The organism is Bacillus thuringiensis (assembly GCF_001455345.1).
Taxonomy (GTDB): Bacteria; Bacillota; Bacilli; order Bacillales; family Bacillaceae_G; genus Bacillus_A; species Bacillus_A thuringiensis_N.
Window position 1 is genome coordinate 135001 of record NZ_CP013274.1, and the last position, 24845, is coordinate 159845.

Consider the following 24845-nt stretch of genomic DNA (forward strand, 5'->3'; position numbering starts at 1 on the left):
GCGAAGTATAGGGGGTGACACCTGCCCGGTGCTGGAAGGTTAAGGAGGGGGGTTAGCGTAAGCGAAGCTCTGAACTGAAGCCCCAGTAAACGGCGGCCGTAACTATAACGGTCCTAAGGTAGCGAAATTCCTTGTCGGGTAAGTTCCGACCCGCACGAAAGGTGTAACGATTTGGGCACTGTCTCAACCAGAGACTCGGTGAAATTATAGTACCTGTGAAGATGCAGGTTACCCGCGACAGGACGGAAAGACCCCGTGGAGCTTTACTGTAGCCTGATATTGAATTTTGGTACAGTTTGTACAGGATAGGCGGGAGCCATTGAAACCGGAGCGCTAGCTTCGGTGGAGGCGCTGGTGGGATACCGCCCTGACTGTATTGAAATTCTAACCTACGGGTCTTATCGACCCGGGAGACAGTGTCAGGTGGGCAGTTTGACTGGGGCGGTCGCCTCCTAAAGTGTAACGGAGGCGCCCAAAGGTTCCCTCAGAATGGTTGGAAATCATTCGTAGAGTGCAAAGGCATAAGGGAGCTTGACTGCGAGACCTACAAGTCGAGCAGGGACGAAAGTCGGGCTTAGTGATCCGGTGGTTCCGCATGGAAGGGCCATCGCTCAACGGATAAAAGCTACCCCGGGGATAACAGGCTTATCTCCCCCAAGAGTCCACATCGACGGGGAGGTTTGGCACCTCGATGTCGGCTCATCGCATCCTGGGGCTGTAGTCGGTCCCAAGGGTTGGGCTGTTCGCCCATTAAAGCGGTACGCGAGCTGGGTTCAGAACGTCGTGAGACAGTTCGGTCCCTATCCGTCGTGGGCGTAGGAAATTTGAGAGGAGCTGTCCTTAGTACGAGAGGACCGGGATGGACGCACCGCTGGTGTACCAGTTGTTCTGCCAAGGGCATAGCTGGGTAGCTATGTGCGGAAGGGATAAGTGCTGAAAGCATCTAAGCATGAAGCCCCCCTCAAGATGAGATTTCCCATAGCGTAAGCTAGTAAGATCCCTGAAAGATGATCAGGTTGATAGGTTCGAGGTGGAAGCATGGTGACATGTGGAGCTGACGAATACTAATAGATCGAGGACTTAACCATATAATATGTAGCAATGTTATCTAGTTTTGAAGGAATATATATTTTTCTTCTTGACATTTCGAAAGAAATGTTTAAAATGATAAAAGTCTGGTAATGATGGCAGAGAGGTCACACCCGTTCCCATACCGAACACGGAAGTTAAGCTCTCTAGCGCCGATGGTAGTTGGGACCTTGTCCCTGTGAGAGTAGGACGTTGCCAGGCTAATATTATTCCGCAGTAGCTCAGTGGTAGAGCTATCGGCTGTTAACCGATCGGTCGTAGGTTCGAGTCCTACCTGCGGAGCCATTATGCTTCCATAGCTCAGCTGGTAGAGCACTTCCATGGTAAGGAAGAGGTCACCGGTTCAAGCCCGGTTGGAAGCTTGGGAAGAGTTTTAAAAATTTTGGCCCGTTGGTCAAGTGGTTAAGACACCGCCCTTTCACGGCGGTAACACGGGTTCGAATCCCGTACGGGTCACCACTTTTGGAGGATTAGCTCAGCTGGGAGAGCACCTGCCTTACAAGCAGGGGGTCGGCGGTTCGATCCCGTCATCCTCCACCATATATATTTTAAATGTCGGAGGGGTAGCGAAGTGGCTAAACGCGGCGGACTGTAAATCCGCTCCTTCGGGTTCGGCAGTTCGAATCTGCCCCCCTCCACCATTTTCTTTAAAATAACCTGAGAGGGTTTATTTTTTTGAAAAGATAACCATACTAGTAAATATTAATGGGCTATAGCCAAGCGGTAAGGCAACGGACTTTGACTCCGTCATGCGCTGGTTCGAATCCAGCTAGCCCAGCCATTTACGAGCCATTAGCTCAGTTGGTAGAGCATCTGACTTTTAATCAGAGGGTCGAAGGTTCGAGTCCTTCATGGCTCATCATTTTTGCGGAAGTAGTTCAGTGGTAGAATACAACCTTGCCAAGGTTGGGGTCGCGGGTTCGAATCCCGTCTTCCGCTTAATTACTAAGGGGCCTTAGCTCAGCTGGGAGAGCGCCTGCCTTGCACGCAGGAGGTCAGCGGTTCGATCCCGCTAGGCTCCATCTAAATAAAAAGCTTACATCATATGATGTAAGCTTTTTTTGTGTTTGGAAAGACAACTTTCATATTTTTCATTTAAAATGGAGAAAACGTGAAAATAAAGGATGGGGATAATTGTGAAAGTTGTTATTGCATCTGATTCATATAAAGAAAGCTTAAAAGCTATAGAAGTATGTGAGGCTATTGAAAGAGGTTTTGGAGCAATTTTTCCTAAAGCAGAGTATGTAAAAATACCAATTGGAGATGGAGGTGAAGGAACGGTTGATTCACTTGTCGATGCCATAGGGGGGAGGATTACATCACTTCATGTGACAGGACCGCTTAGAGAACGTGTACAAGCCTTTTACGGTATGTCTAAAGATAAAAAGACAGCGTTTATTGAAATGGCAGCAGCATCAGGGTTACAACATGTTCCGGTTAAAAAGCGAAATCCACTTGTTACAACGACGAAAGGAACAGGAGAACTTATACTACATGCGCTAGATGAAGGAGCTGAGCACATTATTTTAGGACTTGGAGGAAGTGCTACAAATGATGGGGGAGCAGGTATGTTGTCAGCTTTAGGAGTTAGGTTTATAAATGGAAAAGGGGAAGTAATAGATCCATCTGGAGGAACGTTACATTCGATTGTCACTATTGATTTTTCACGAATGGACTCACGCTTAGCGCATATAAAGATAGAAGCAGCATGTGATGTAGATAATCCGTTAGTTGGAATAAGGGGAGCATCTCTCGTATTTGGACGGCAAAAGGGTGCGGATGCAGAGATGATGAAAGAGCTGGATGAGAATTTAAAGCATTATGCGTATATCCTTAAACAATACTTATCTTACGACGTATCTAAAATACCTGGTGCAGGAGCTGCAGGAGGAATGGGAGCAGCTGTTATGGCAGTGTTAAAGGGAAACTTGCGGAGAGGAATTGAAATTGTATTAGATTATACAAAATTTGATAAGCATATAGAAGGTGCAGATTTAATTATAACTGGTGAAGGTAGAATAGATGAACAAACAGCATATGGAAAGGCTCCTGTAGGTATTGCGGAGCGTGCAAAGCGTTTTCACATTCCTGTCATTGCTATTGGAGGGTCTGTATCTCCGAATTACACCGCTGTTCATGAAAAAGGGATTGATGCAGTATTTAGTATTACATCGAGCCCGATGACATTAGAAGAGGCATATAAAGTAGCAGCAGAGAATATCGAAATGACAGCAAAGAATATTGCTGCAGTGTGGAAAATAGCATCAGCAAAACACTCCTAAATGTAGAAGTGTTTTTTTTATTATTATCTAATAATAATGATGGTAGTTATTTCATTAAGTTAACTTTATACATAGAATAGTCTTAACATTTGGGTTTCAAAGCGGATATAAGTGAATAATTTGTATATCCATACAGAAAAATGTCGAGTTGAGTCAGACTATATAAAAGATTTAAAATATTTAGTGAAGGCACAAAAGGGGGATACTATCTATGAAAAAAGAAATCTCAGTTATTGGAGTTCCAATGGATTTAGGACAGATGCGTCGCGGAGTTGATATGGGGCCGAGCGCAATCCGTTATGCAGGCGTAGTTGAAAGAATTCAAGAAATCGGATATGACGTTAAAGATATGGGAGATATATGTATAGAGAGAGAAAAAGAAGTAGATGTAAATACAAGCTTAAGAAACCTTACACAAGTTGCAACTGTATGTAACGAATTAGCAAGTAAGGTGGATCATATTATAGAAGAAGGTCGTTTTCCACTTGTATTAGGTGGTGACCATAGTATCGCTATCGGTACATTAGCTGGTGTTGCGAAACATTATAAAAATTTAGGTGTTATTTGGTATGATGCACATGGTGACTTAAATACAGAAGAAACTTCACCATCTGGAAATATTCATGGTATGTCACTTGCAGCAAGTTTAGGGTATGGACATTCTTCACTTGTAGATTTATACGGGGCATATCCAAAGGTGAAAAAAGAGAATGTTGTAATTATCGGTGCACGTGCATTAGACGAAGGAGAAAAAGACTTTATCCGCAATGAAGGTATTAAAGTATTCTCAATGCACGAGATTGATCGTATGGGTATGACGGCTGTTATGGAAGAAACAATCGCGTATTTATCTCATACTGATGGTGTCCATTTATCATTAGATTTAGATGGTCTTGATCCTCATGATGCACCAGGAGTTGGAACGCCTGTAATCGGTGGTCTATCTTATCGTGAAAGCCATTTAGCAATGGAAATGTTAGCGGAAGCTGATATTGTTACATCTGCTGAGTTTGTTGAGGTAAATACGATTTTAGATGAGCGAAATAGAACGGCAACAACAGCGGTTGCTTTAATGGGTTCTTTATTCGGTGAAAAACTAAAATAAATGTAAGAAAAGCAACTGAGAAGTTGCTTTTTTTATTTGAAAATAGGCGTATAATAATGATTTATATTATACTGTACTGTACGATAAGAATGTTTGACATCTTACCAATTTAGACCAAAGGGGGTTGTTTGTAATTGTTGTTTGTTTCATGTATGGTATAATTAACTAGTTGTTGGAAATACATACAGATAGAGCATAAAAACAATATTTCAATATATGGATAGAATTGCTCGTAAGTAGGAGGAAGGGTTAGCATGCCTTTTGAAGATACGACCATTTTGAAATATCTTAGTACGGTATTAGATATTGCCGTTGTATGGTTTATTATATATAAGCTAATTCTCATAATCCGAGGGACGAAAGCTGTTCAACTTTTAAAAGGGATTACAGTTATTATTGTCGTTCGGATGATCAGTATTTTCCTTGAATTGCATACGCTATATTGGCTAACTGAGCAAGTATTAACGTGGGGATTTTTAGCCGTGATTATTATTTTCCAGCCAGAATTACGAAGAGCGCTTGAGCAGCTAGGACGCGGGAGCCTGTTTTCGCGTGTTGGGAATCAAGAGGATGATGAACCTGAAATCGTTGCAACAGCGATAGCGAAAGCAACGGAATATATGGGGAAACGTAGAATAGGTGCATTAATTACTTTGTCAAAAGAGACCGGTATGGGTGATTATGTGGAAACGGGTATTCCGCTAAATGCAAACGTATCATCGGAATTACTCATTAATATTTTCATTCCTAATACACCTCTTCACGATGGAGCAGTAATTATGCAAGGAAGTACCATTAAAGCAGCAGCATGTTATCTGCCGTTATCGGAAAGTCCATTTATCTCTAAGGAGTTAGGAACTAGGCATCGCGCTGCAATGGGAGTTAGTGAAGTTACGGATAGTATTACAGTAGTTGTGTCGGAAGAAACAGGCCAAATTTCTTTAACGAAAAATGGTAAGTTGCATCGTGATTTGAAGACAGAACAGCTGAAAGATATGTTGTTAGCTGAGTTTAGTGCGAACGAAAAAACGACTTCTTCGTCTTTATGGAATTGGAGGAGAAAGCGTCATGGATAAGTTAATGGAGAATCATTGGTTTTTAAAAGGAATCTCATTACTATTGGCGTGTATGCTTTTTATGTCAGCGACTTTAACTGAAAAAAATACGACATCAGGGATACTACCTTTTGCAAATGATGCGAAAGAAACATTAACTAATTATGATATTAACCTTAAGTATGATGAAGAGAAATATATTGTAAGTGGTATTCCGGCAGAGGGCGTTAAGGTAAAGTTAGAGGGCCCAAAAGCAGCAGTTGCTACAGCAAAAGCAAAAAAACAATTTGATATACCAGTTGATTTGAGAGATAGCGAAACAGGAACTTATGAAGTTTCTTTGAAAACGAACGGGCTTCCAGATGATGTGAAAGGAACAGTTCAGCCATCGACAATTAAAATTACTCTTCATGAAAAAGCGAGAAAATATGTTCATGTAGACTTAAAATTATCAAATGAGGATCAGATGCCAGCAGGTTCTACCCTCGAAAAATCAAACATTAAACCTGATACTGTTGAGGTAGTTGGGACGAAAGAAGAAATTGAAAGTATTTCATCTGCTAAAGCGTATATTGATTTAAAAGGTGTTAATAAAACTGTTACGAAAACAGCCGAAGTTACATTATACAATAAAGAAGGAAAACGTTTAAATGTAAGAACAAGTCCATCTAAAATTAATGTAACGTTGAATGTGACGACGCAAGCAACGGCCAATAATACTGAAAAAACTATTCCTGTAACGTATACGAAAAAGGGGAGTTTACCAGAAGGATTGGCCGTTACAAATATTAGCGTTGAGCCGAGAGAAGTAACGATAGCAGGTCCAAAAGATATATTGGATAATATACAATCGATAGAGGGGGTCGAAGTAGATCTTAGTCAATTGACAGAGTCTACAACATTCGATACCTCTGTTTTATTGCCAAAGGGTGTAACAAGTGCAAAGCCGAATCAAGTGAAGGTTTCAGTAGGCGTGCAAAAAACAAAACAAACGAAAACAAGAACGATTGATGGTATATCAATTCAAAAAAATGGACTTTCTAAAGATGTTACGGCCCAGCTACTTTCGCCGCAAGATGGGAAGATAAGCGTTGATATTTCAGGAGAAACAAGTATAGTAGATAAAATAACAGCAGCTCAAATAACAGCAGCGATTAATCTGCAAAATGTATCTCCAGGGACGAAGGATGTTTCTATTCAAGTGAGCGGTCCTGGTAATATTTCAATAGAGCCAAAACAAAAAAGTGCTAAAGTCACAATTGTGAAGAAAGAAAATCCAGATAAAGAAGTACAGGGTAACGGTGAAAAACCAGATTCAAATAATAATCAAGATAATCAAACTGAAAAACCAAAAAATCCTGAACCTGAACCTGAGCCTAAACCTGATCCGGAAAAGGAAAAGGAAAAGGAACAGGAACAAAATAAAGAAAAAGAAACTAGTCAAGAGCCAACAGTAGATAATCAAAAAGAGCCAGAAAAAGGAGCGAATCATAATGGGTAAATATTTTGGTACAGATGGAGTACGTGGGGTTGCGAACCAGGAGTTAACGCCTGAATTAGCGTTCAAAATTGGACGTTTCGGTGGTTATGTATTAACAAAAGATACAGATCGTCCAAAAGTAATTATCGGTCGTGATACACGTATATCAGGACATATGCTAGAAGGAGCTTTAGTAGCAGGTCTATTATCAACTGGAGCAGAAGTAATGCGCCTTGGTGTTATTTCTACACCAGGTGTTGCTTACTTAACAAAAGCGTTAGATGCACAAGCGGGTGTTATGATTTCTGCATCTCATAATCCAGTACAGGATAACGGAATTAAATTCTTTGGTTCAGACGGTTTTAAATTAACGGATGAGCAGGAAGCAGAAATCGAAGCTTTATTAGACAAAGAAGTTGATGAATTGCCACGTCCAACAGGTACTAATCTTGGACAAGTGAGTGATTATTTTGAAGGTGGACAAAAATATTTACAATACATTAAACAAACTGTAGAGGAAGATTTCTCTGGTTTACATATCGCCTTAGATTGTGCGCATGGTGCTACATCTTCTTTAGCTCCATATTTATTTGCTGATTTAGAAGCTGATATTTCAACAATGGGTACTTCACCAAACGGTATGAACATTAATGATGGAGTAGGCTCTACACATCCAGAAGTATTAGCTAAATTAGTAAAAGAAAAAGGTGCTGATATCGGTCTTGCTTTTGATGGTGATGGTGACCGTTTAATCGCTGTAGATGAAAAAGGAAACATCGTTGATGGCGATCAAATTATGTTTATTTGTGCAAAGTACATGAAAGAAACTGGTCAACTAAAGCACAATACAGTTGTTTCAACAGTTATGAGTAACTTAGGTTTCTATAAAGCGCTTGAAGCTAACGGTATTACAAGTGATAAAACAGCAGTTGGTGATCGCTACGTAATGGAAGAAATGAAGCGTGGTGGATATAACTTGGGCGGAGAACAATCAGGTCACATTATCTTACTTGATTACATTACAACTGGTGATGGAATGTTAAGTGCACTTCAACTTGTAAACATCATGAAAATGACGAAAAAACCATTATCTGAGCTTGCAGGAGAAATGACAAAATTCCCGCAATTACTAGTAAACGTTCGTGTAACAGATAAAAAACTAGCACTAGAAAACGAAAAAATTAAAGAAATTATTCGTGTTGTAGAAGAAGAAATGAATGGTGATGGCCGCATTCTTGTTCGTCCATCTGGAACAGAGCCACTTATTCGTGTAATGGCAGAAGCACCAACACAAGAAGTTTGTGACGCATATGTACATCGCATTGTAGAAGTTGTGAAAGCGGAAGTTGGCGCTGAATAATTTGATAAATTTATTGAAAAAGGAGCACAAGAAGTGCTCCTTTTTCATATGTTTTATAGACGATGAAAAAAATTTCATTGACGGTTTATCCATGTTTGTTATAAGATGGTCTTGTTCTTTTTCTCAAAGGAAATATTGTAAATTATAGAAGCGCCAGAACTACAAGTAGTGTAGTTGACGAGGTGGGGTTTATCGAGATTTCGGCGGATGACTCCCGGTTGTTCATCACAACCGCAAGCTTTTACTTAAATCATTAAGGTGACTTAGTGGACAAAGGTGAAAGTGTGATGAGAGAAAAGGAACGGATGAAAACTAGCTGTATAAGTATATACGGACTTAAACCCAATCGAGAGGAAGGTGAAAGCCGTTACAAGCTTACAGGGCTAGCAATATGTAATCCGTTTTTTAGTATAAATAAAAATGGTATCGGACTATGTCGTTACATGTTCGCAGAGCAGTGTAAGCATTTGTAACGGCGACTAAACATGTGTGGAATCGTAGGATTTATTGGAGAGCAAGATGCAAAGGAAATTTTATTAAAAGGTTTAGAAAAGCTAGAATATCGTGGATATGATTCAGCAGGTATTGCAGTACAAGCAGAAAACGGTGTTGTTGTATACAAAGAAAAAGGCCGTATTGCAAAACTTCGTGAAATCGTAGACGAGAACGTAGCAGCAAGCGTAGGTATCGGACACACACGCTGGGCTACACACGGTGTTCCAAGTAAAGTAAACGCGCATCCGCATCAAAGTACATCAAAACGCTTTACACTAGTTCATAACGGTGTAATTGAAAACTATGAGTTAGTGAAAAAGGAATATTTACAAGATGTAACGTTCGTAAGTGAAACTGATACAGAGGTTATCGTGCAGCTTATGGAACAACAAGTGAGCACAGGATTAAGTGTAGAAGAAGCGTTCCGTAATGCGCTATCTCTTTTACATGGCTCTTATGCAATCGGACTACTTGATGCTGAAAATCCAAACATGATTTATGTTGCTAAAAACAAAAGCCCGCTATTAGTAGGTGTTGGTGACAACTTTAATGTTGTGGCGAGCGACGCTATGGCGATGTTACAAGTTACAGATCAATTTATTGAATTAATGGATAAAGAAATCGTAATCGTAACGAAAGAAAGTATTACAATTAAAAACTTACAAGGTGAAACGATTGAACGTGCACCATTTACAGCGGAATTAGACGCAAGTGATATTGAAAAAGGAACATACCCTCATTTCATGCTTAAAGAAATCGATGAGCAACCACTTGTAATCCGTAATATAATTCAAAAGTATCAAGATGAAAATGGCGAGATTGAATTAGATCAAGACATCCGCAATGCGATTTTAGATAGTGATCGTATTTACATCATTGCATGTGGAACAAGTTATCATGCAGGTCTTGTTGGAAAACAATTTATCGAGAAGTTTGCAAAAATGCCAGTTGAAGTACACGTAGCAAGCGAATTCTCTTACAACATGCCACTATTAACAGAAAGACCATTCTTCATTTACATTTCACAAAGTGGTGAAACAGCTGATAGTCGTGCAGTACTTGTGCAAACAAATGAAATGGGTCATAAAGCATTAACGATTACAAACGTACCTGGTTCTACGCTTTCTCGTGAAGCTGATTATACACTTCCGTTATACGCAGGACCAGAAATCGCAGTTGCATCAACGAAAGCTTACACAGCACAACTTGCAGTACTTTCAATTTTAGCTGCGGACATTGCTAAAGCAAAAGGTGAAGTTCTTGATTTTGATTTAACACACGAATTAGGACTTGTAGCAAATGCAATGATAGAACTTTGTGATCAAAAAGAAGAAATGGATGCATTAGCAAAACAATTTTTAGCAACAACTCGTAACTGTTTCTTCATCGGACGTAGCGTAGACTTCTACGTAGGATTAGAAGGCGCGTTAAAACTAAAAGAAATCTCTTACATCCAAGCAGAAGGATTTGCTGGAGGAGAGTTAAAACACGGTACAATCGCTTTAATCGAAAATGGTACACCAGTTATCGCACTTGCTACACAAGAGCACGTAAACCTTGGAATTCGTGGTAACGTGAAAGAAGTAGTAGCACGCGGAGCTAACCCATGTATCATCTCAATGAAAGGCTTAGAAATGGAAGGTGACAGCTTCGTACTACCAGCTGTACACGAAGCACTAGCACCGCTAGTAGCAGTTATTCCATTCCAACTTATCTCATACTACGCAGCACTTCACCGCGAGTGTGACGTTGATAAGCCACGTAACTTAGCTAAATCTGTTACTGTTGAGTAGGAGATTGGTAGGTTAATAAATATAGTTGTAGCTTTTAAATAAATTTACGAATTTGTACCCCTTTAGATATTTTATCTAAAGGGGTATTTTTGTGTTGAAAAAGAATATCTGAAATTGGTAAGTGGATAGAACCCTATAGATTAAAGGTTTACTTTATCGAATTTACTTTTATTTATCCGAATTTTCTATTATCATTTTAAGTATGCGTGAAAAATTTCCTTTATTATGACGAGAAGAGACGATAGATTCATGGAGATTACAAGGGGGCTTATTAATGAAAGTGAAAGAAAAAACATATTTAAGTATAGAAGAGATTATTTCGTTACCAACCGTATTAAGTACAAGCATAAGTGATGATGGCAAGAACGTAGCATTTGTTAAGAAGACGACTAACTGGAAAGACAATACATATAGGAATCATGTATGGGTATATGAAACAGATAAAGGGCAGAGTTACTCACTAACAAATGGGGATCTAGATAGTATACATCCATTATGGTCTCCAGATTCTAAGAGCATTGCATACCTTAGCCCAGGTGGTGAAGGGGATAATAAAAATCAGATTTTTGTTAAGTCAATAGACAGTTGTAGTGAGGTTCAAATTACTGATGAAATAGAAGGAATTAGTACATTCAAATGGGATCCTACTGGTAAAGGCTTTTATTATATTACACAGTCAAAAGAATGTGAGGAAATAAAGAAACGTAAGGAGCTATATGGAGATTTTCAACATGTAGGTAAGGAACATCAGAATAATTGTTTATGCTACATTGAAATAGAAAAAGTGATACAAAATGATATAGAAGAACGAGAGACTAACGGTGTGTATCAATTAACTGATGGAAAGGATTTTTATATAAATAACTTTGATATTTCAAATGATGGGACAAAGGTTGTATGTATGGCTACACCAAGCCTAAACGATCATATGAATGGTGATCTATACATATTAGATATTGAATCTAGGGAACTACAAAAGATGAATGTAGATAAGTTGTTGAGCGGAAGCGTTTGCCTTTCTCCTGAGGGCAACAAAATATGTTACTCAGCAAGCATAAGAGAGAAGGAGTATTATAGAAACCATATACAAGAAAGTACATTAGAGATATATAATATGAATACTGGAGAGGTAATTCAGCCTCTAACAAACTTTGATAGTACGGTTATGCCATTACAGTGGACAGCTAAAGGGATTTTAATTAGATGGCAGGATAAAACGAATTATCGTATTGGATTACTAGCTGAAGATGGCACTGTGAAAACATTAAGCGAAAAAATAGATGGCTTTATAATGGATGTCTCTATAACAAGAGATGGCAATCATATAACCTATAATAAGGCTATAACAAATGAAACCTTTGAAATTTATTTAGACGACAAAAAAATAACGAATGAAAATAGCTTTTTCGAAGGAAGGCTTAAAAGTAACAGAGAAGTCATCTCATGGCAAAGTAGTGATGGCCTTGAAATTGAGGGTGTGTTATCAACCCCAGCGGAGTTTGCCTCAAATAAAAAATATCCCTTATTAGTGGTAATTCATGGGGGTCCAGCTTGGGCATCCTTTCCGATATTTTCAGACTGTTTTAATGAGAAATATCCGATTGAACAGTTTATCGAAAAAGGCTTTATCGTTTTAGAACCAAACTATAGAGGAAGTTCTGGTTATGGTAATGAATTTTTAAAAGCAAATTATAGAAAACAAGGAATTGCTGATTATGATGATATTATATCTGGAGTGGATGAACTAGTTGAAAAAGGGATGGTAGATAAAGAGAGAGTAGGAGTTATGGGATGGAGCAACGGAGGATATATATCAGCTTTCTGTTCTACGTTTAGTAATAGATTTAAAGCTATTTCAGTTGGGGGCGGAATTACGAACTGGAGTACTCATTATGTAAATACAGATATTCCTTACTTTATTAGAATGCATTTAGGAAATACTCCATGGAATGATCCAGAGATATATAAGAAAACATCACCAATGACATATATTAAATCAGCCTGTACGCCTACCTTAATCCAACATGGCGAAAAGGATGCAAGAATCCCAATTACAAATGCATATGAATTACATCAAGGGTTAAAGGATGTGGAAGTTGATACAGAATTAATTATATTTAAAGGAATGGCATATAGTCCTAATCAGCCGGGAATGAATGTAGCTATTATGAAACAGAATTTGAGCTGGTTTTCACACTATATTCTTGGGGAAAGTATGAAAAATTTTAGTACTATATAATGGATATCGGCATAGGTATTTTCGTTGTGCAACCGAGTTAGATTGTTGTAAACTGCGTTTAAATCATTATTGGGAAGATTTAAATGATTATAAGATTTGGAGTAAATAAGAAAGAGCCTATAATCAGGCTCTTTTTCTTATTTATATTTTAAAAGTAAACTGTTACTACGCAGTTTTACTTAATTTATATGTTTCATGGTTGTTTTTACGGAAAAGTTTAGGGAAAACATAGCCATCTAACCCAATACGTCCGGCATTATGACCTGCAACTAAAATGAACATAGTTAAAATAAGCAGGTTTGGATTTACACTAACAGTTCCGCTTAATAAAAATGAAAGGTTCATTATGATTCCGAAAAATGCAGCTGTTTTTGTTAATCCGCCTAAAATCAAACCTAGACCTACTAAAATTTCTCCCCATTGAACTAAAAAGCTAAATAGGTCTGCGTTTGGAAGAACAAAATGTTGAAGAAAATCTGCCCACCAACTTTGTACTGCAGGGTGGTCACCTGATGCCTGAGCGATAGCACCCTTTAGAAAACCACTTGCGTCAAAAGATTGTCCGAAAACTTTACCTATCCCAGCAGTGAGCCATGCATATCCTATGTAAAGCCGTAAAAGTAATAATATGAAAGTAGCACGTTTATCAGTTCTTAAAAAATTGATAACCATTGAAATCCCTCCAATATTGTATTTACAGGTTTATTATATATCCATTGTGAGAAGATTCACAATGGATATAATGTGAACAAAAATAGTGTTTTTATAAAAATAAAGAAGGCATATAACAATCATATGTTATATGCCTTCTTTATTATATATTTAGTAATTTATTTAGGTAATGTAAATTTAGCTTTTTTACCTTGTGAAATATCTTTAGCTTCTTTATTTCTCATAGGTCCTAACTCAATCTCAAAGCTTTTGTCTTTCCAAATCTTTTCATACTGCTCTTGATCTAAAATAAATACTTGTAGTAACTCTCCAGATGTTCCTGTTTTAACTGCAGCGTTATAGTCGTAATTTAGTAGCATACCTTCATTAATCGTATATTGTGTACCATCATTCACTCTTAATGTAGAGCTTATAGGAGATAGTGAAACGTCTTGAGTATCTTTGTTATCAAGCTTGAATTTCACCGTTAATAGAACAATACCATTTTTGAAATTTGCAAAGCGTGGTGCTTCAACTGAATTTGGTGTGAATTGAGTAAATTGGTATCCGTCTAATGTAACATTAACAGCACCTAATTCTTGGCTGTTATTAATACTTGATTTCTCTTTTAACATTTTTTTATCGCCCATGTTATTAGCTGTAGCTTTATCTTGGTAGAAAGTTTTATCTGTTGCAACCTTTTCAGCACCTTGCGTATTTAAACTTAATGAAAAGCTTCCAGGGCTTCCGATTGGAGCATCAAATTTTCCTTTATTAGCTTGTGCAGTTGGGACTGTGACTGAGACTGTTGAGAGACTTGAAATTTTCGCTAGATCATCTTTTCCGAATGGATACGCGATATAACCAGAAATAGTTTCTCCTGCTTTTACTAAGTAATCATTCGTTGGAGCAAGTTTAGTTGGTAGCTGATCTTCTTTTGGAATTAAGTCTTTATAGTTACTATATACTTTCTGAGCACCAGTAAATGACATGTCCAATGCTGGCATATAATAGATATCTTTAGCTGAACTATTTTTTACGCTATAGTTCACAAGAATAACTCCGCCCTCTGTTTGACGGTTAAATGGAATGTTAAAGTCCGTATGGAATCCATTTAATTCAACTAATGTATAACTGTTCATTGATACTGAAACATCTTCAGCTTTATAGACTTGTGGTTCCTTATTTTCAAAAAGAACTTTTGTTTTCCCGCCTGTTTCTTTTTCCATGTAGGAAATCAGTTTAGAATAATCGCTGGAGCTAGTAGCGGTATTTTCCGTCTTTTTATCTTCAGTTTTCTTGTCTTCGGATTTTTTTTCTTCAGGTTTATTTTCTTTCGTGGTATCCGTTTTTTCTGTCTTATTTTCTTTTTGTTCTTTATTTGTCGTATCGCTTTGACCACATCCAGTTATTACGAAAGCTGCTACGATTACTGCAGAAAATAAAGAAAGTATTTTTTTTGACATGTGTTTTTCCCCCTATTTGTTTAAAACTAAATTCTCACATTAGCCCCACGTTTTATTATAAGAAGGTTAGTCAATATTTACCAGCATTTTTCTAATTATTTCCATTATTTAAATATTATAATATAATAAAATTAATAGAAGTTTGGAATGGAATAGTGATTTTTATTTTTAAATCATTTGAAATATTACATCATATTGGTATGATAGAAATAGAGGTATATGGAAAGGAGACAAGGACTCAATATGTGGATGAACTTGTAATGGTTAGAAATTAGATAGATGCATTTTTCCCTCATCAGTGAGGGGTTATTTAGCTATCTGTAAATCATTCAAGGACTGCATATTTGGCTTGTACATCCCCTTTGTAAGGATAGATACGTATGAGGGGAAATTTATATCTCTTATATAAAATATGCATCCTTTAAAATTGGAGGAGTATATGATGAATCAATTAAAAAATAAAGTAGCAGTTGTTACAGGTGTAAGTCGTTTAGATGGTATAGGCGCAGCGATTTGTAAAGAATTAGCTGAAGCAGGATACGATATATTTTTTACATATTGGACAGCTTATGATAAAGAGATGCCTTGGGGCGTTGATCAAAGTGAACAAATACAATTAAAAGAAGCTTTGCTAAAAAACGGTGTGAAAGTATCGAGTATGGAGTTAGATTTAACTCAGAATGATGCACTGAAAGAGCTTATAAATGAAGTTACTGAACAACTAGGCTACCCTCATATATTAATTAATAATGCAGCGTATTCTACAAATAATGACTTCTCTAATTTGACTGCTGAAGAATTAGATAAGCACTACATGGTCAATATTCGTGCGACTACATTGTTAAGTAGTCAATTTGCTCGAGGATTTGATAAGAAATCTGGTGGTAGAATTGTAAATATGACTTCGGGGCAATTTCAAGGACCTATGGTTGGAGAACTGGCGTATGCAACAACGAAGGGAGCTATTGATGCTCTTACTAGTTCGTTGTCAGCCGAGGTAGCTCATTTAGGAATAACAGTGAATGCAATTAACCCGGGTCCAACCGATACAGGCTGGATGAATGAAGAGATAAAGCAAGGATTAAAGCCAATGTTTCCTTTTGGAAGAATTGGTGAACCAAAGGATGCAGCAAGACTCATTAAGTTTTTAGTAAGTGAAGAAGCAGAATGGATTACGGGACAAGTTATTCATTCAGAAGGTGGATTCAAAAGATAAAAAGAAGGTATCTCATTTTGGTGAGATACCTTCTTTTTTAATCTTTCTTCAATCTTCGTGCGACACCATTTCCTAAAGACTGTAGTCCTTGAACGAGGATAATTAAAATGAACACGGTCGCATACATTACTTCAGGTTCATAGCGTAAATGTCCGAAGCGATATGCTAAGTCCCCTAGCCCGCCAGCACCTACAAGACCAGCCATTGCTGTTGCGCCAATTAAGCCAATCGTTGCAATTGTTAATCCAAGTACAAGGGAGGGACGCGCCTCTTTCACCATGACGTGCCAAATGATTTTTATAGTAGAGACTCCCATTGCTTGATATGCTTCAATAACACCACGGTCTACTTCTAATAAAGCCGTTTCCATTAAACGTGCAATATAAGGAGCTGTAAATACGACAAGTGGTACAATCACACCTTGCACACCAATAGAGGTCCCCATTAGAAACTTTGTAAAAGGTAAAATGAAGAATAATAGAATGATAAATGGAAGAGAACGAATGATATTAATAATTGTATTTAGAATAGGATAGATGATTTTATTTTCGCGCTGTCCACCAGGTCTCGTTAAAACAAGTGTGACGCCAAGTGGTAACGCAATAAGGATAGAAATTAACAGCGAAATAGATGTCATTTGAAATGTTTGAATGGTTGCTTCCCATATGACTTTACCCCATTCATCCAAAAAGGACTTGTTTCCCATAGTCAGCTCTACCTCCTTCTACGATGATTCCTTGCTCTTGTAAAAACGATAAAGCACGGTGAATTTCATTTTGTTCACCTTGCATATGAACGACAAGTTTCCCGTATGCCTCGTTTTTTAATTGCGTAATATTACCGGATAAAATATTCGGATATACTTGGAAACGTTTTGTGGCAACAGCTAAAGCAGGTTCTCCTGAAGTAGTACCAATAAATGAAAGGGTTACGATTTCCCCGGTGCTTTGTAGCTCTTTTTGTACCTCTTCTGGAATTTTCGCTGCAAAGGCACTATTTACAAATTTCTTTGTTGTTACATGTTGTGGGTTTGTGAAAATATCCTTCACAGTCCCGCTTTCGACTACAGCCCCTTGTTCCATAACAGCAACCTGGTCGCATATACGTTGGATAACGTTCATTTCATGTGTAATGAGTAAAATCGTAATTCCGATTTCTTCGTTGATTTTTAATAACAAATCAAGAATAGAATCAGTTGTTTCTGGATCTAAAGCACTCGTTGCTTCGTCGCTTAATAACACTTCTGGTTCATGTGATAGTGCACGTGCAATGGCAACACGTTGTTTCTGGCCACCAGAAAGTTCACTTGGATAGGCATCCTTTCGAGTAAAAAGATCGACAATACGTAAATACTTTTCTACTCTTTTTTCAATTTCTACTTTTGGAATGCCAGCAAGACGTAACGGTAATGCGATATTTTCATAAACGGTAACAGTTTTAAGTAAATTGAATCCTTGAAAAATCATCCCGATTTTTTGTCTCGCTTTTGCTAGTTCTTTTGTAGATAGTGTTGTTAAATCTTGCTCGTTTACAATGATATTTCCTGTTGTTGGTTTTTCTAATAAATTTACACATCGAATTAATGTACTTTTGCCAGCGCCACTATATCCAATGATTCCAAATACTTCACCCTTTTTTACTTGAAGGGAAGTAGACTTAAGAGCTTCCACATTCCCTTTTTTTGTTGTAAATACTTTGGAGACATTGTTTAATTTAATCATTATCGTCAGCTCCTACCAAGACGGTAAAACAGAACCATCAAATTTTTTCTCGATAAATTCTTTTACTTCTTTAGATTGATAAGCTTTCTTTAATTTATTTACAACAGCGTCATCTTTATTTTCAGTACGAACAACGACCCAGTTTACATATGGTGAATCTTTTCCTTCACGGAAGATAGAATCTTTCGCAGGGCTTAATTTTGCACCTAATGCAAAGTTTGTATTAATTGCAGCTGCTTTTACTTCACTTAGCTGTGTTGGTAATTGAGAAGCCTCTAATTCAACGATCTTTAAATTTTTTGGATTTTCAATTACATCTTTTGCAGTCGCTTTTTCTGTAGCCTTTGGATCCACTTTTAAAACACCTGCTTTTTCAAATAGTTTTAAAGCTCGAAGTTCATTCGTTGGATCATTTGGTACAGCAATTGCATCGCCATCTTTTAAGTCCTTTACATCCTTTAAGCTTTTTGAATATACGCCCATAGGGAATGTTACTGTTGAAAATACTTCGGTTAATTTCATATTACGTTCAGCTTTAAATACGTCTAAATATGATTTCGTTTGATAGCTATTTACATCAAGGCTTTTTTCATCGAGTGATACGTTCGGTGCTACATAATCATTAAATACTTTTATATCGATTTCGAGCCCGTCTTTCGCAGCCACTTCTTTTACCTTCTCAAAAATTTGTTCATGCGGTCCACCTGTTACACCGACAGTAATCTTTTTCTCATCTAACGCTTTTACTTCTTTATCTGAACCTCCGCTACATGCGCCTAATAATAATACAGCCCCACTTACAATGCTTAATAATACTTTCTTCATCTATAATTCCCCCTTAATATACGTTCCAAAATAAAAAGCACCTCTCAAAAATAAGAGAGGTGCCGAATAGACAAAATAGATTCCTCTCTTATCTTCCAAAACGAAAACTCGTTTTGCAGGAATTAGCACCTTAGCTTATACGTTATAAGCTCGGTTGCCGGGCATCATCGGGCCAGTCCCTCCGCCACTCTTGATAAGAGTATGTGTATGTAGTTTTTTAATATGGTACTAATAGTAAATCTTACAAAAAGAATTGTCAACGTTATTTTCTGAATATATTTTATTTTAAGGTAATAGAAACATTACCTTTCTTATGTCCCTGTTCCACATACATATGAGCTTCAGCAATTTCTTCTAATCGGTAGGTTCTATCAATAACAGGTTTTAAATGTTCTGTTTCAGTTAGTTCTTTTAGTAGAATCATATCCTCTTTACTTACCTTTGCCATCATTCCATTAACAGATACATATTTTCCATTGGGTGTTAATGTATTTGTGCAAAGGGATTTTTTATATTTCCCAACTGCATCAAATATAATATCGTAGCGCTCGCACCGCTTAGTAAAATCTTCTTTCGTATAATCAATTACTGTATCAGCTCCTAAAGATTGAACGAGTTCAAAATTTGAATGACTACAAACAGCCGTAACGGTCGCACCGAAATATTTAGCAAGTTGTACAGCAGCTGTTCCTACTGATCCTGAGGCACCATATATGAGCACTTGTTTCCCTTTTTTTATACGGCCCTTTCTTAGGAAATGTAATGCTGAAGTTCCGCCAAAAGGAATAACTGCCGCTTCTTCATACGTCACATTGGTAGGTTTTAATGTTATTAATCCACTTTCATGTACGCATGTGTACTCGGCATAACCACCGAGGTTTAGTTCTGTTAATGCAAAAATTGGATCACCTTTTTTAAATTGAGTTACATCTGTTCCTATTTCTTCGATTTCACCGGATAACTCTACGCCGAGTATAGGTTTTCTTGGTTTTCTGAAACCTAATATAATCCGCATAGGAATCCAAAATAAGAGGGGACTATTAAAACCGCGTATTCTACAATCTCCAGTTGATACACTTGTTGCGTGAATTTTAACTAATACTTCGTTCTTTTTAGGCGTAGGTTTCTCTATATTTCGAAGCTGAAGAACGTTAGGTGGTCCATACTGTGTGCAAATGATCGCCTTCATAATGACCTCCTGAAATGAGTTGTTGTTATTTACATCATATTTAAAATCTTCATTAAACATGTCGCTATATAGCGAATATAGATTAAACATTGTATAGATTTCATAGGAAAAGAGGTGATATTATTTTGGGAAAGGGGGCGACATTATGAAAAAAATTATTTTTATTTCAAGTTTAGTGTTTGCAATCAGTCTAGGGGTAGGGTGTAGCAATGAGAAAACAACAAAAACTGATGAACCGAAAAAGGAAGCCATGCAGAAAGAAAAAGAATTAGCAGCGAAGGATGTTTTCAAGAAAACGAACGAAGCTTTTAAAAATGAAGAACATGTAACGATGACATATGACGTAGAGATAAAAGCTGAAGAAACAGAGATGAATATATTAAAGGCTAAGATGCAATTAGAGCCAAAGACAAAGAATTCTCGTTCTGAAATGAATATTTCTGGTACAGATGTTGTAGTGTATACTGTGGATGGTAAAGTTGCTGGTGAGGTAAAAAAACCTAATACAGGAGAAGTTATAACCGTACCAGAGGAGCAATTAAACGCTGGTGGAATGAAAGCGACTCAAGATATTATAGATAAGTTAGAAGTACCGGAAGTAGTTTTAGATAAAATGAAGATGGAGAAAAGCGGAGATAAATATAAACTGAAATTTACATTAAAAGGGCAAGAAACAGAAAGTATGTTAACTAGCATGGATGAAACGCAGAAGAAAATGTTACAAGCACAAAATGCGAAGATAGAAGAAGTGGATGCAGAATATATCATTACAAAAGATTTTAAATATGAATCAGCAAAGATAGACATGATTATGAGTAGTAATGGCAAGGATAAAGCACACATTATTACGAACGCAAAATATACGTCGTACGAAAAGTTTGACCCAATACAATTGCCAGCAGCAAAGTAACAATTTTGATGAGGGGGGACCTAAAATAAGGTCCCCTCTTTTTGGTATACTTTCTTTTTAGGAAACTAGGTACAATATGAAGAGGGAAAACTGTAGAAGAGGAGAGTGTCATTTGAAAAAAAGAAAGATAGCGGTGGTCATTGTAGCTTATACAGTGTTGCTTGCAACATCTGTAAATACATATAAAGAGCAACTAAATCATCCAATTATGAGCGATGTAGGAAAGTTACTTCCAACGAAAATTAAACGTGTTGAACATGCTGAGGATGAAAGTTCATTAAAACAGGTCGTGCAAGATGCAAACGTTTCTGGAGAGAAGATTTCTATTGCAGGTATGCAGCATAGCCAAGGCGGTCAGACGTATTATCCGAACGGTACGATGCTTGATATGAAAGGGTATAATGAAATATTAGAATTCGATGCGGAGAAGAAGAGGATTAGAGTGCAAAGTGGTGTCACATGGAATGACATTCAAAAGAAAATCAATCCATATGGTCTTGCAGTTCAAGTGATGCAATCTCAAAATATTTTTACTGTTGGTGGTTCATTAAGTGTAAATGTACATGGGCGTGATATTCGTCATGAAGCATTGATTGATACAGTAGAGTCGTTTAGGTTGTTAATGGCAGATGGTAAGGTGCGTAATGTAAGTAGAGAAGAAAATGCGGATCTGTTTCCGTATGTAATTGGGGGATATGGATTGTTTGGCGTGATTTTAGATGTGACGCTAAAGTTAACAGATGATGAATTGTATGAAGCGCATACGAAGGTACTAGATTATAAAGAGTACTCTTCATATTTTAAGAATAAAGTGCGAAGGGATGAGAATATACGCATGCATTTAGCACGTATTTCTGTTGCCCCACATTCATTTTTAAAAGAAATGTATGTGACAGATTATGTATTAGCAAAAGATCAGCAGAGGTTGAAAGAGTACAGTAAATTGAAAGAAGAAAATATTATAGCTGCGCCAAAATTTTTACTCGGTTTATCACGCTATAGTGATTGGGGAAAGGATACATTTTGGGATATACAAAGAAGTTATTTTGAACGTACAAATGGTAAGTACGAAACACGAAATAATGTAATGAGATCGGATAGTGCCTTTATGGAATACGATAATCCAAACTTGACCGAGATTTTACAGGAATATTTCGTACCAATAGATAGTTTTGCAGCGTATATAGATGACTTGCGAAGTGTTTTGAATGAAGAGGAATTAAACCTTCTTAACATTACCATTCGCTATGTAGAAAAGAATGAAAATGCGGTACTATCTTATGCGAAAGATGATATGTTTGCGCTTGTGCTTTTAATTAATCAAGGGCGCTCAGAGGATGAAATAAAGAAAACAAAAGCAGTCATTCAGAAGATGATTGATGTTACGTTAAATCATAATGGTAGTTATTATTTACCGTATTATTCGTATCCAACGAAAGAGCAGTTAAAGAAAGCATATCCTCGCATAGAAGAGTTCCTTCAGAAGAAGAAGGAAGTAGACTCAGAGGAACGGTTTGTGAATTTATTTTATAAGGAGTATAACAAATGACATATAGAAGATTTGTAGCATCACAAAGCATCATTATGATGGCGGGAAGTATGGTATTTCCTTTTTACATTCTATTGCTTCGGAATGTTGGGAATAGCTTCTCGCAGTTTGGCTGGGCGTATGGCTTATTTGCCTTAACTTCAGCACTTGTATATCCGGTAGTAGGAAAGTTGTCTGATCGAGTAGGTGATCAGAAATTATTAATTATATATGCTTGGTCCATGGCAGTATTAATGCTTTGTTTCCCGATTGCCACGGAAGTTTGGCATGTGTACATTCTTCAAATTTTAATGGGTGTTTTAGGTGCTGTGCAGCGTAATACGGAGAAGACATCGTTAGCGCGAAAAGTTGTGCAAGAAAATGCTGGTTATGAGATTGGAAAATATCATGTGTGGACATCGATTGGAGGAGCAGTAGCAATTATTGTAACGGGATATTTAGTAGATTTCTTTACGATTGGTACGATTTTTTATATTGCATCTATCTTATATGTAGTAAGCGGAGTTGTATTAAGTAGTAAAAAAATATAATCATTCCCATTTTTACCTGAATACCCTTTATTTGTTATACTAAAAGGGAAGACAAATGAAAAGGGGACATTGCCTTTGATGAAATTTTTAATTTTAGCTATTCTCACTTTGTTTTTGATTCCATGGACAAGAAGCGGTAGTAAACTTCGAGCAGTGGATAAGAAAGGGGATGAGAAGGTTGTAAAGGGTAAGAAATCATCCATTTTAGTTATTCCTGTTTTATTTTGGATAGGTATTGCAATCTATGAATATTTTTGGCTAATTGATGATCGCCCAGATTCGATTCTTACTCATTATTCTGTTGCAGTAGCAATTTTAATTGGGCTTGTTCTATTTTCACAAGATCAAATAGGGAAATTAGAAGGTACGTTAAAAGGACTTCTAATGTTTGTTTTACTAGCAAGTTACGGCTATTTTGGTTATTTGCATGATATAGTAATCTCGCAAAAGAAATATGATTCTGTTGTAAAAGTAGAGAAAGATATTTCAGAGCCATTTACTGAAAATGATCAGCCGTTTACAGTGCCGCCAAAGACAGCGGAGAATAAAATGAAAAAAGTATTTGGGGACATTCCGAAAGTAGCTTATTTTGAGCTAGGAGAATTAACGCCACAAATGGTAAATGGTGAGGCTTTATATGTAGCACCAATTGAAGTTTCAGGATTTTTTAAAGCACGTAAAGCTGAGGCAATTCCAGGATACGTAACGATGTCAGGTACGAATCCTGATGCGGAAGCGAAACTGCATCTCGGTTATAAAATGAAATATGTGCCAAGCATGTTTTTTGGTAATAAATTAGAACGTGTCGTTCGAAAAGCAGAACGGGATTTAATTTTTAAAGGGAAACCTAAATTCGAAGTTGATGATAAAGGGAAACCGTATTATACAATGACGTATGGTGAATTTATTTCGGGAAGATCCGGATTCGAAGTAGAGGGCGTTGTAGTAGTAGACGCACAAACAGGTGAAGTGAAAAGATACGATAAAGGAAAGGCACCTAAATTTGTTGATGGTGTATTAAATCACGAGACCGCATCTACATTAAATACGTATTTCGGTAAGTACATTCACGGATTTTGGAATACAAAATTCTCGCAAACGGACATGAAGATTCCGACTGAGTGGGGAACGAAAGAAGGAGTTACGCCAATCTTCGGTAAGGATGGAACGTTATATTACTTTACTGATTTCACCTCTCCGAAAGAGGGAGTAGATTCTGCGTTAGGTTACTCACTCATTGATGCGCGTACAGGTAAGTTGTATTACTATAACGGAAAAGAAGTAAAGGGAATTATGGATGGTTCGGCTGCTTCGGAAGTAGTGGATAATTCCTTTAAGAGAGAAAAGTGGCATGGGACAATGCCGGTTATTTATAACGTGTATGGTAAACCTTCTTGGATTGTACCTGTTATTGATGACGGGGGGTTAGTACGTGCTCATACAGTTATCTATGCTTCTAATGCGAAAGTATTTGCAACAGGTTCGACGCAAAAAGAAGCGCTTGAGAATTATAAAAATGCGCTGAGTGGAAGTGGAGATTCATTTAGACCGACTTCAAATGGAAAAGAGGCGCAAAAAGAAGGCACTGTACAACGTGTATATAAAGAAAAATCAGGTGAAAATACAATCGTGTACGTACTGTTAGAGAATGAACAAAAAGTATTTATGATACCTGTGAAGAAATTCCCATATGCTATGTTTACAGAAGTGGGAGATCCAATTCAAATCACATATTTAGATACAGGAGAGGCGATGTCTTCCGTATCTAAATTTACAAATAGTAATTTGAACAAGTAAAGCGATAGAAATTCTATCGCTTTTTTTTACAGAATTAAACAGGAAAATGCGCTATACTTGACGTATGTTTATGTTGTAACTATAATTGTTACG

At 37.3% G+C, this 24845-nt stretch carries 19 protein-coding genes, 9 tRNA genes, 2 rRNA genes and 1 riboswitch (1 of these 31 running past the window's edge); of the genes, 24 read left to right on the forward strand and 6 right to left on the reverse strand.

Going from position 1 to position 24845, the window contains the following annotated elements:
- The 19 genes from ATN06_RS00985 to ATN06_RS01075 all read left to right on the forward strand — a co-directional run.
- Positions 1-1088: ribosomal RNA gene (locus ATN06_RS00985) — 23S ribosomal RNA — on the forward strand; it begins 1834 nt to the left of the window's first position.
- An 86-nt stretch (positions 1089-1174) separates the two neighbouring features.
- A 5S ribosomal RNA gene (rrf, locus tag ATN06_RS00990) occupies positions 1175-1290 on the forward strand.
- A gap of 9 nt (positions 1291-1299) precedes the next feature.
- A tRNA-Asn gene (locus ATN06_RS00995) sits at positions 1300-1374 on the forward strand.
- A gap of 4 nt (positions 1375-1378) precedes the next feature.
- A tRNA-Thr gene (locus ATN06_RS01000) sits at positions 1379-1451 on the forward strand.
- 22 nt (positions 1452-1473) lie between these two features.
- Positions 1474-1548 (forward strand) — tRNA-Glu (locus ATN06_RS01005).
- A 5-nt stretch (positions 1549-1553) separates the two neighbouring features.
- Positions 1554-1629: transfer RNA gene (locus ATN06_RS01010), tRNA-Val, on the forward strand.
- Between the two features lie 17 nt (positions 1630-1646).
- Positions 1647-1730, forward strand: a tRNA-Tyr gene (locus ATN06_RS01015).
- Positions 1731-1795: 65 nt separating this feature from the next.
- Positions 1796-1870, forward strand: a tRNA-Gln gene (locus ATN06_RS01020).
- Positions 1871-1875: 5 nt separating this feature from the next.
- Positions 1876-1948 (forward strand) — tRNA-Lys (locus ATN06_RS01025).
- Positions 1949-1956: 8 nt separating this feature from the next.
- Positions 1957-2028 (forward strand) — tRNA-Gly (locus ATN06_RS01030).
- 10 nt (positions 2029-2038) lie between these two features.
- Positions 2039-2111: transfer RNA gene (locus ATN06_RS01035), tRNA-Ala, on the forward strand.
- Positions 2112-2225: 114 nt separating this feature from the next.
- Entirely contained in the window at positions 2226-3371 is a 1146-nt protein-coding gene (locus ATN06_RS01040) for a glycerate kinase (RefSeq protein ID WP_060629221.1), read from the forward strand.
- 211 nt (positions 3372-3582) lie between these two features.
- Complete coding sequence (rocF, locus tag ATN06_RS01045) at positions 3583-4476, forward strand: arginase (protein WP_060629222.1); 894 nt, start codon at positions 3583-3585, stop codon at positions 4474-4476.
- Between the two features lie 254 nt (positions 4477-4730).
- On the forward strand, positions 4731-5552 hold the full coding sequence (gene cdaA / locus ATN06_RS01050; RefSeq protein WP_060629223.1) for a diadenylate cyclase CdaA: 822 nt from the start codon (positions 4731-4733) through the stop codon (positions 5550-5552).
- Positions 5545-7032 (forward strand): CdaR family protein, encoded by a 1488-nt coding sequence (locus ATN06_RS01055; RefSeq protein WP_060629224.1) that lies wholly within the window; start codon positions 5545-5547, stop codon positions 7030-7032. The genes cdaA and ATN06_RS01055 overlap by 8 nt, the downstream gene beginning before the upstream one ends.
- Positions 7025-8371 (forward strand): phosphoglucosamine mutase, encoded by a 1347-nt coding sequence (glmM, locus tag ATN06_RS01060; RefSeq protein WP_060629225.1) that lies wholly within the window; start codon positions 7025-7027, stop codon positions 8369-8371. The genes ATN06_RS01055 and glmM overlap by 8 nt, the downstream gene beginning before the upstream one ends.
- 287 nt (positions 8372-8658) lie before the next feature.
- Positions 8659-8844, forward strand: coding sequence for a hypothetical protein (locus ATN06_RS01065; protein WP_033659100.1), 186 nt, complete (start codon positions 8659-8661; stop codon positions 8842-8844).
- A gap of 12 nt (positions 8845-8856) precedes the next feature.
- On the forward strand, positions 8857-10659 hold the full coding sequence (gene glmS, locus ATN06_RS01070) for a glutamine--fructose-6-phosphate transaminase (isomerizing) (RefSeq protein ID WP_060629226.1): 1803 nt from the start codon (positions 8857-8859) through the stop codon (positions 10657-10659).
- Positions 10660-10933: 274 nt separating this feature from the next.
- Positions 10934-12898, forward strand: coding sequence for a S9 family peptidase (locus ATN06_RS01075; RefSeq protein WP_060629227.1), 1965 nt, complete (start codon positions 10934-10936; stop codon positions 12896-12898).
- 165 nt (positions 12899-13063) lie between these two features.
- Here the strand turns inward: ATN06_RS01075 and ATN06_RS01080 are convergent, their stop codons facing one another.
- Both ATN06_RS01080 and ATN06_RS01085 read right to left on the reverse strand, forming a co-directional pair.
- Positions 13064-13570: a DoxX family membrane protein gene (locus tag ATN06_RS01080; RefSeq protein ID WP_060629228.1), complete on the reverse strand. Its 507-nt coding sequence runs from the start codon at positions 13568-13570 to the stop codon at positions 13064-13066.
- A 158-nt stretch (positions 13571-13728) separates the two neighbouring features.
- Entirely contained in the window at positions 13729-15015 is a 1287-nt protein-coding gene (locus ATN06_RS01085) for a DUF5068 domain-containing protein (RefSeq protein WP_060629229.1), read from the reverse strand.
- A 439-nt stretch (positions 15016-15454) separates the two neighbouring features.
- Here ATN06_RS01085 and ATN06_RS01090 point away from each other — a divergent pair, with 439 nt between their 5' ends.
- Positions 15455-16231: an SDR family oxidoreductase gene (locus ATN06_RS01090; protein ID WP_060629230.1), complete on the forward strand. Its 777-nt coding sequence runs from the start codon at positions 15455-15457 to the stop codon at positions 16229-16231.
- 37 nt (positions 16232-16268) lie between these two features.
- On the opposite strand, the gene ATN06_RS01095 is transcribed toward ATN06_RS01090, so the two are convergent.
- The 4 genes from ATN06_RS01095 to ATN06_RS01110 form a co-directional block, all read right to left on the reverse strand.
- Complete coding sequence (locus ATN06_RS01095; protein WP_000527151.1) at positions 16269-16937, reverse strand: methionine ABC transporter permease; 669 nt, start codon at positions 16935-16937, stop codon at positions 16269-16271.
- The gene (locus ATN06_RS01100; protein WP_060629231.1) at positions 16912-17952 is read right to left on the reverse strand and encodes a methionine ABC transporter ATP-binding protein; all 1041 of its coding nucleotides are present in this window, start codon (positions 17950-17952) and stop codon (positions 16912-16914) included. The genes ATN06_RS01095 and ATN06_RS01100 overlap by 26 nt, the downstream gene beginning before the upstream one ends.
- A gap of 12 nt (positions 17953-17964) precedes the next feature.
- On the reverse strand, positions 17965-18777 hold the full coding sequence (locus tag ATN06_RS01105) for a MetQ/NlpA family ABC transporter substrate-binding protein (RefSeq protein ID WP_000756984.1): 813 nt from the start codon (positions 18775-18777) through the stop codon (positions 17965-17967).
- A gap of 85 nt (positions 18778-18862) precedes the next feature.
- Positions 18863-18977, reverse strand: a riboswitch (SAM riboswitch).
- An 80-nt stretch (positions 18978-19057) separates the two neighbouring features.
- The gene (locus ATN06_RS01110; RefSeq protein WP_060629232.1) at positions 19058-19966 is read right to left on the reverse strand and encodes an NAD(P)-dependent alcohol dehydrogenase; all 909 of its coding nucleotides are present in this window, start codon (positions 19964-19966) and stop codon (positions 19058-19060) included.
- Between the two features lie 145 nt (positions 19967-20111).
- On the opposite strand from ATN06_RS01110, the gene ATN06_RS01115 reads away from it, so the two are divergent.
- From ATN06_RS01115 to ATN06_RS01130, 4 genes are all read left to right on the forward strand, one after another.
- Positions 20112-20876 (forward strand): DUF6612 family protein, encoded by a 765-nt coding sequence (locus ATN06_RS01115; protein ID WP_060629233.1) that lies wholly within the window; start codon positions 20112-20114, stop codon positions 20874-20876.
- A gap of 112 nt (positions 20877-20988) precedes the next feature.
- Entirely contained in the window at positions 20989-22425 is a 1437-nt protein-coding gene (locus ATN06_RS01120; protein ID WP_060629234.1) for an FAD-binding oxidoreductase, read from the forward strand.
- Positions 22422-22955 (forward strand): MFS transporter, encoded by a 534-nt coding sequence (locus tag ATN06_RS01125; RefSeq protein ID WP_060629235.1) that lies wholly within the window; start codon positions 22422-22424, stop codon positions 22953-22955. The genes ATN06_RS01120 and ATN06_RS01125 overlap by 4 nt, the downstream gene beginning before the upstream one ends.
- Before the next feature lie 78 nt (positions 22956-23033).
- The gene (locus ATN06_RS01130; protein ID WP_060629236.1) at positions 23034-24752 is read left to right on the forward strand and encodes a DUF3981 domain-containing protein; all 1719 of its coding nucleotides are present in this window, start codon (positions 23034-23036) and stop codon (positions 24750-24752) included.
- Positions 24753-24845: the final 93 nt, after the last annotated feature.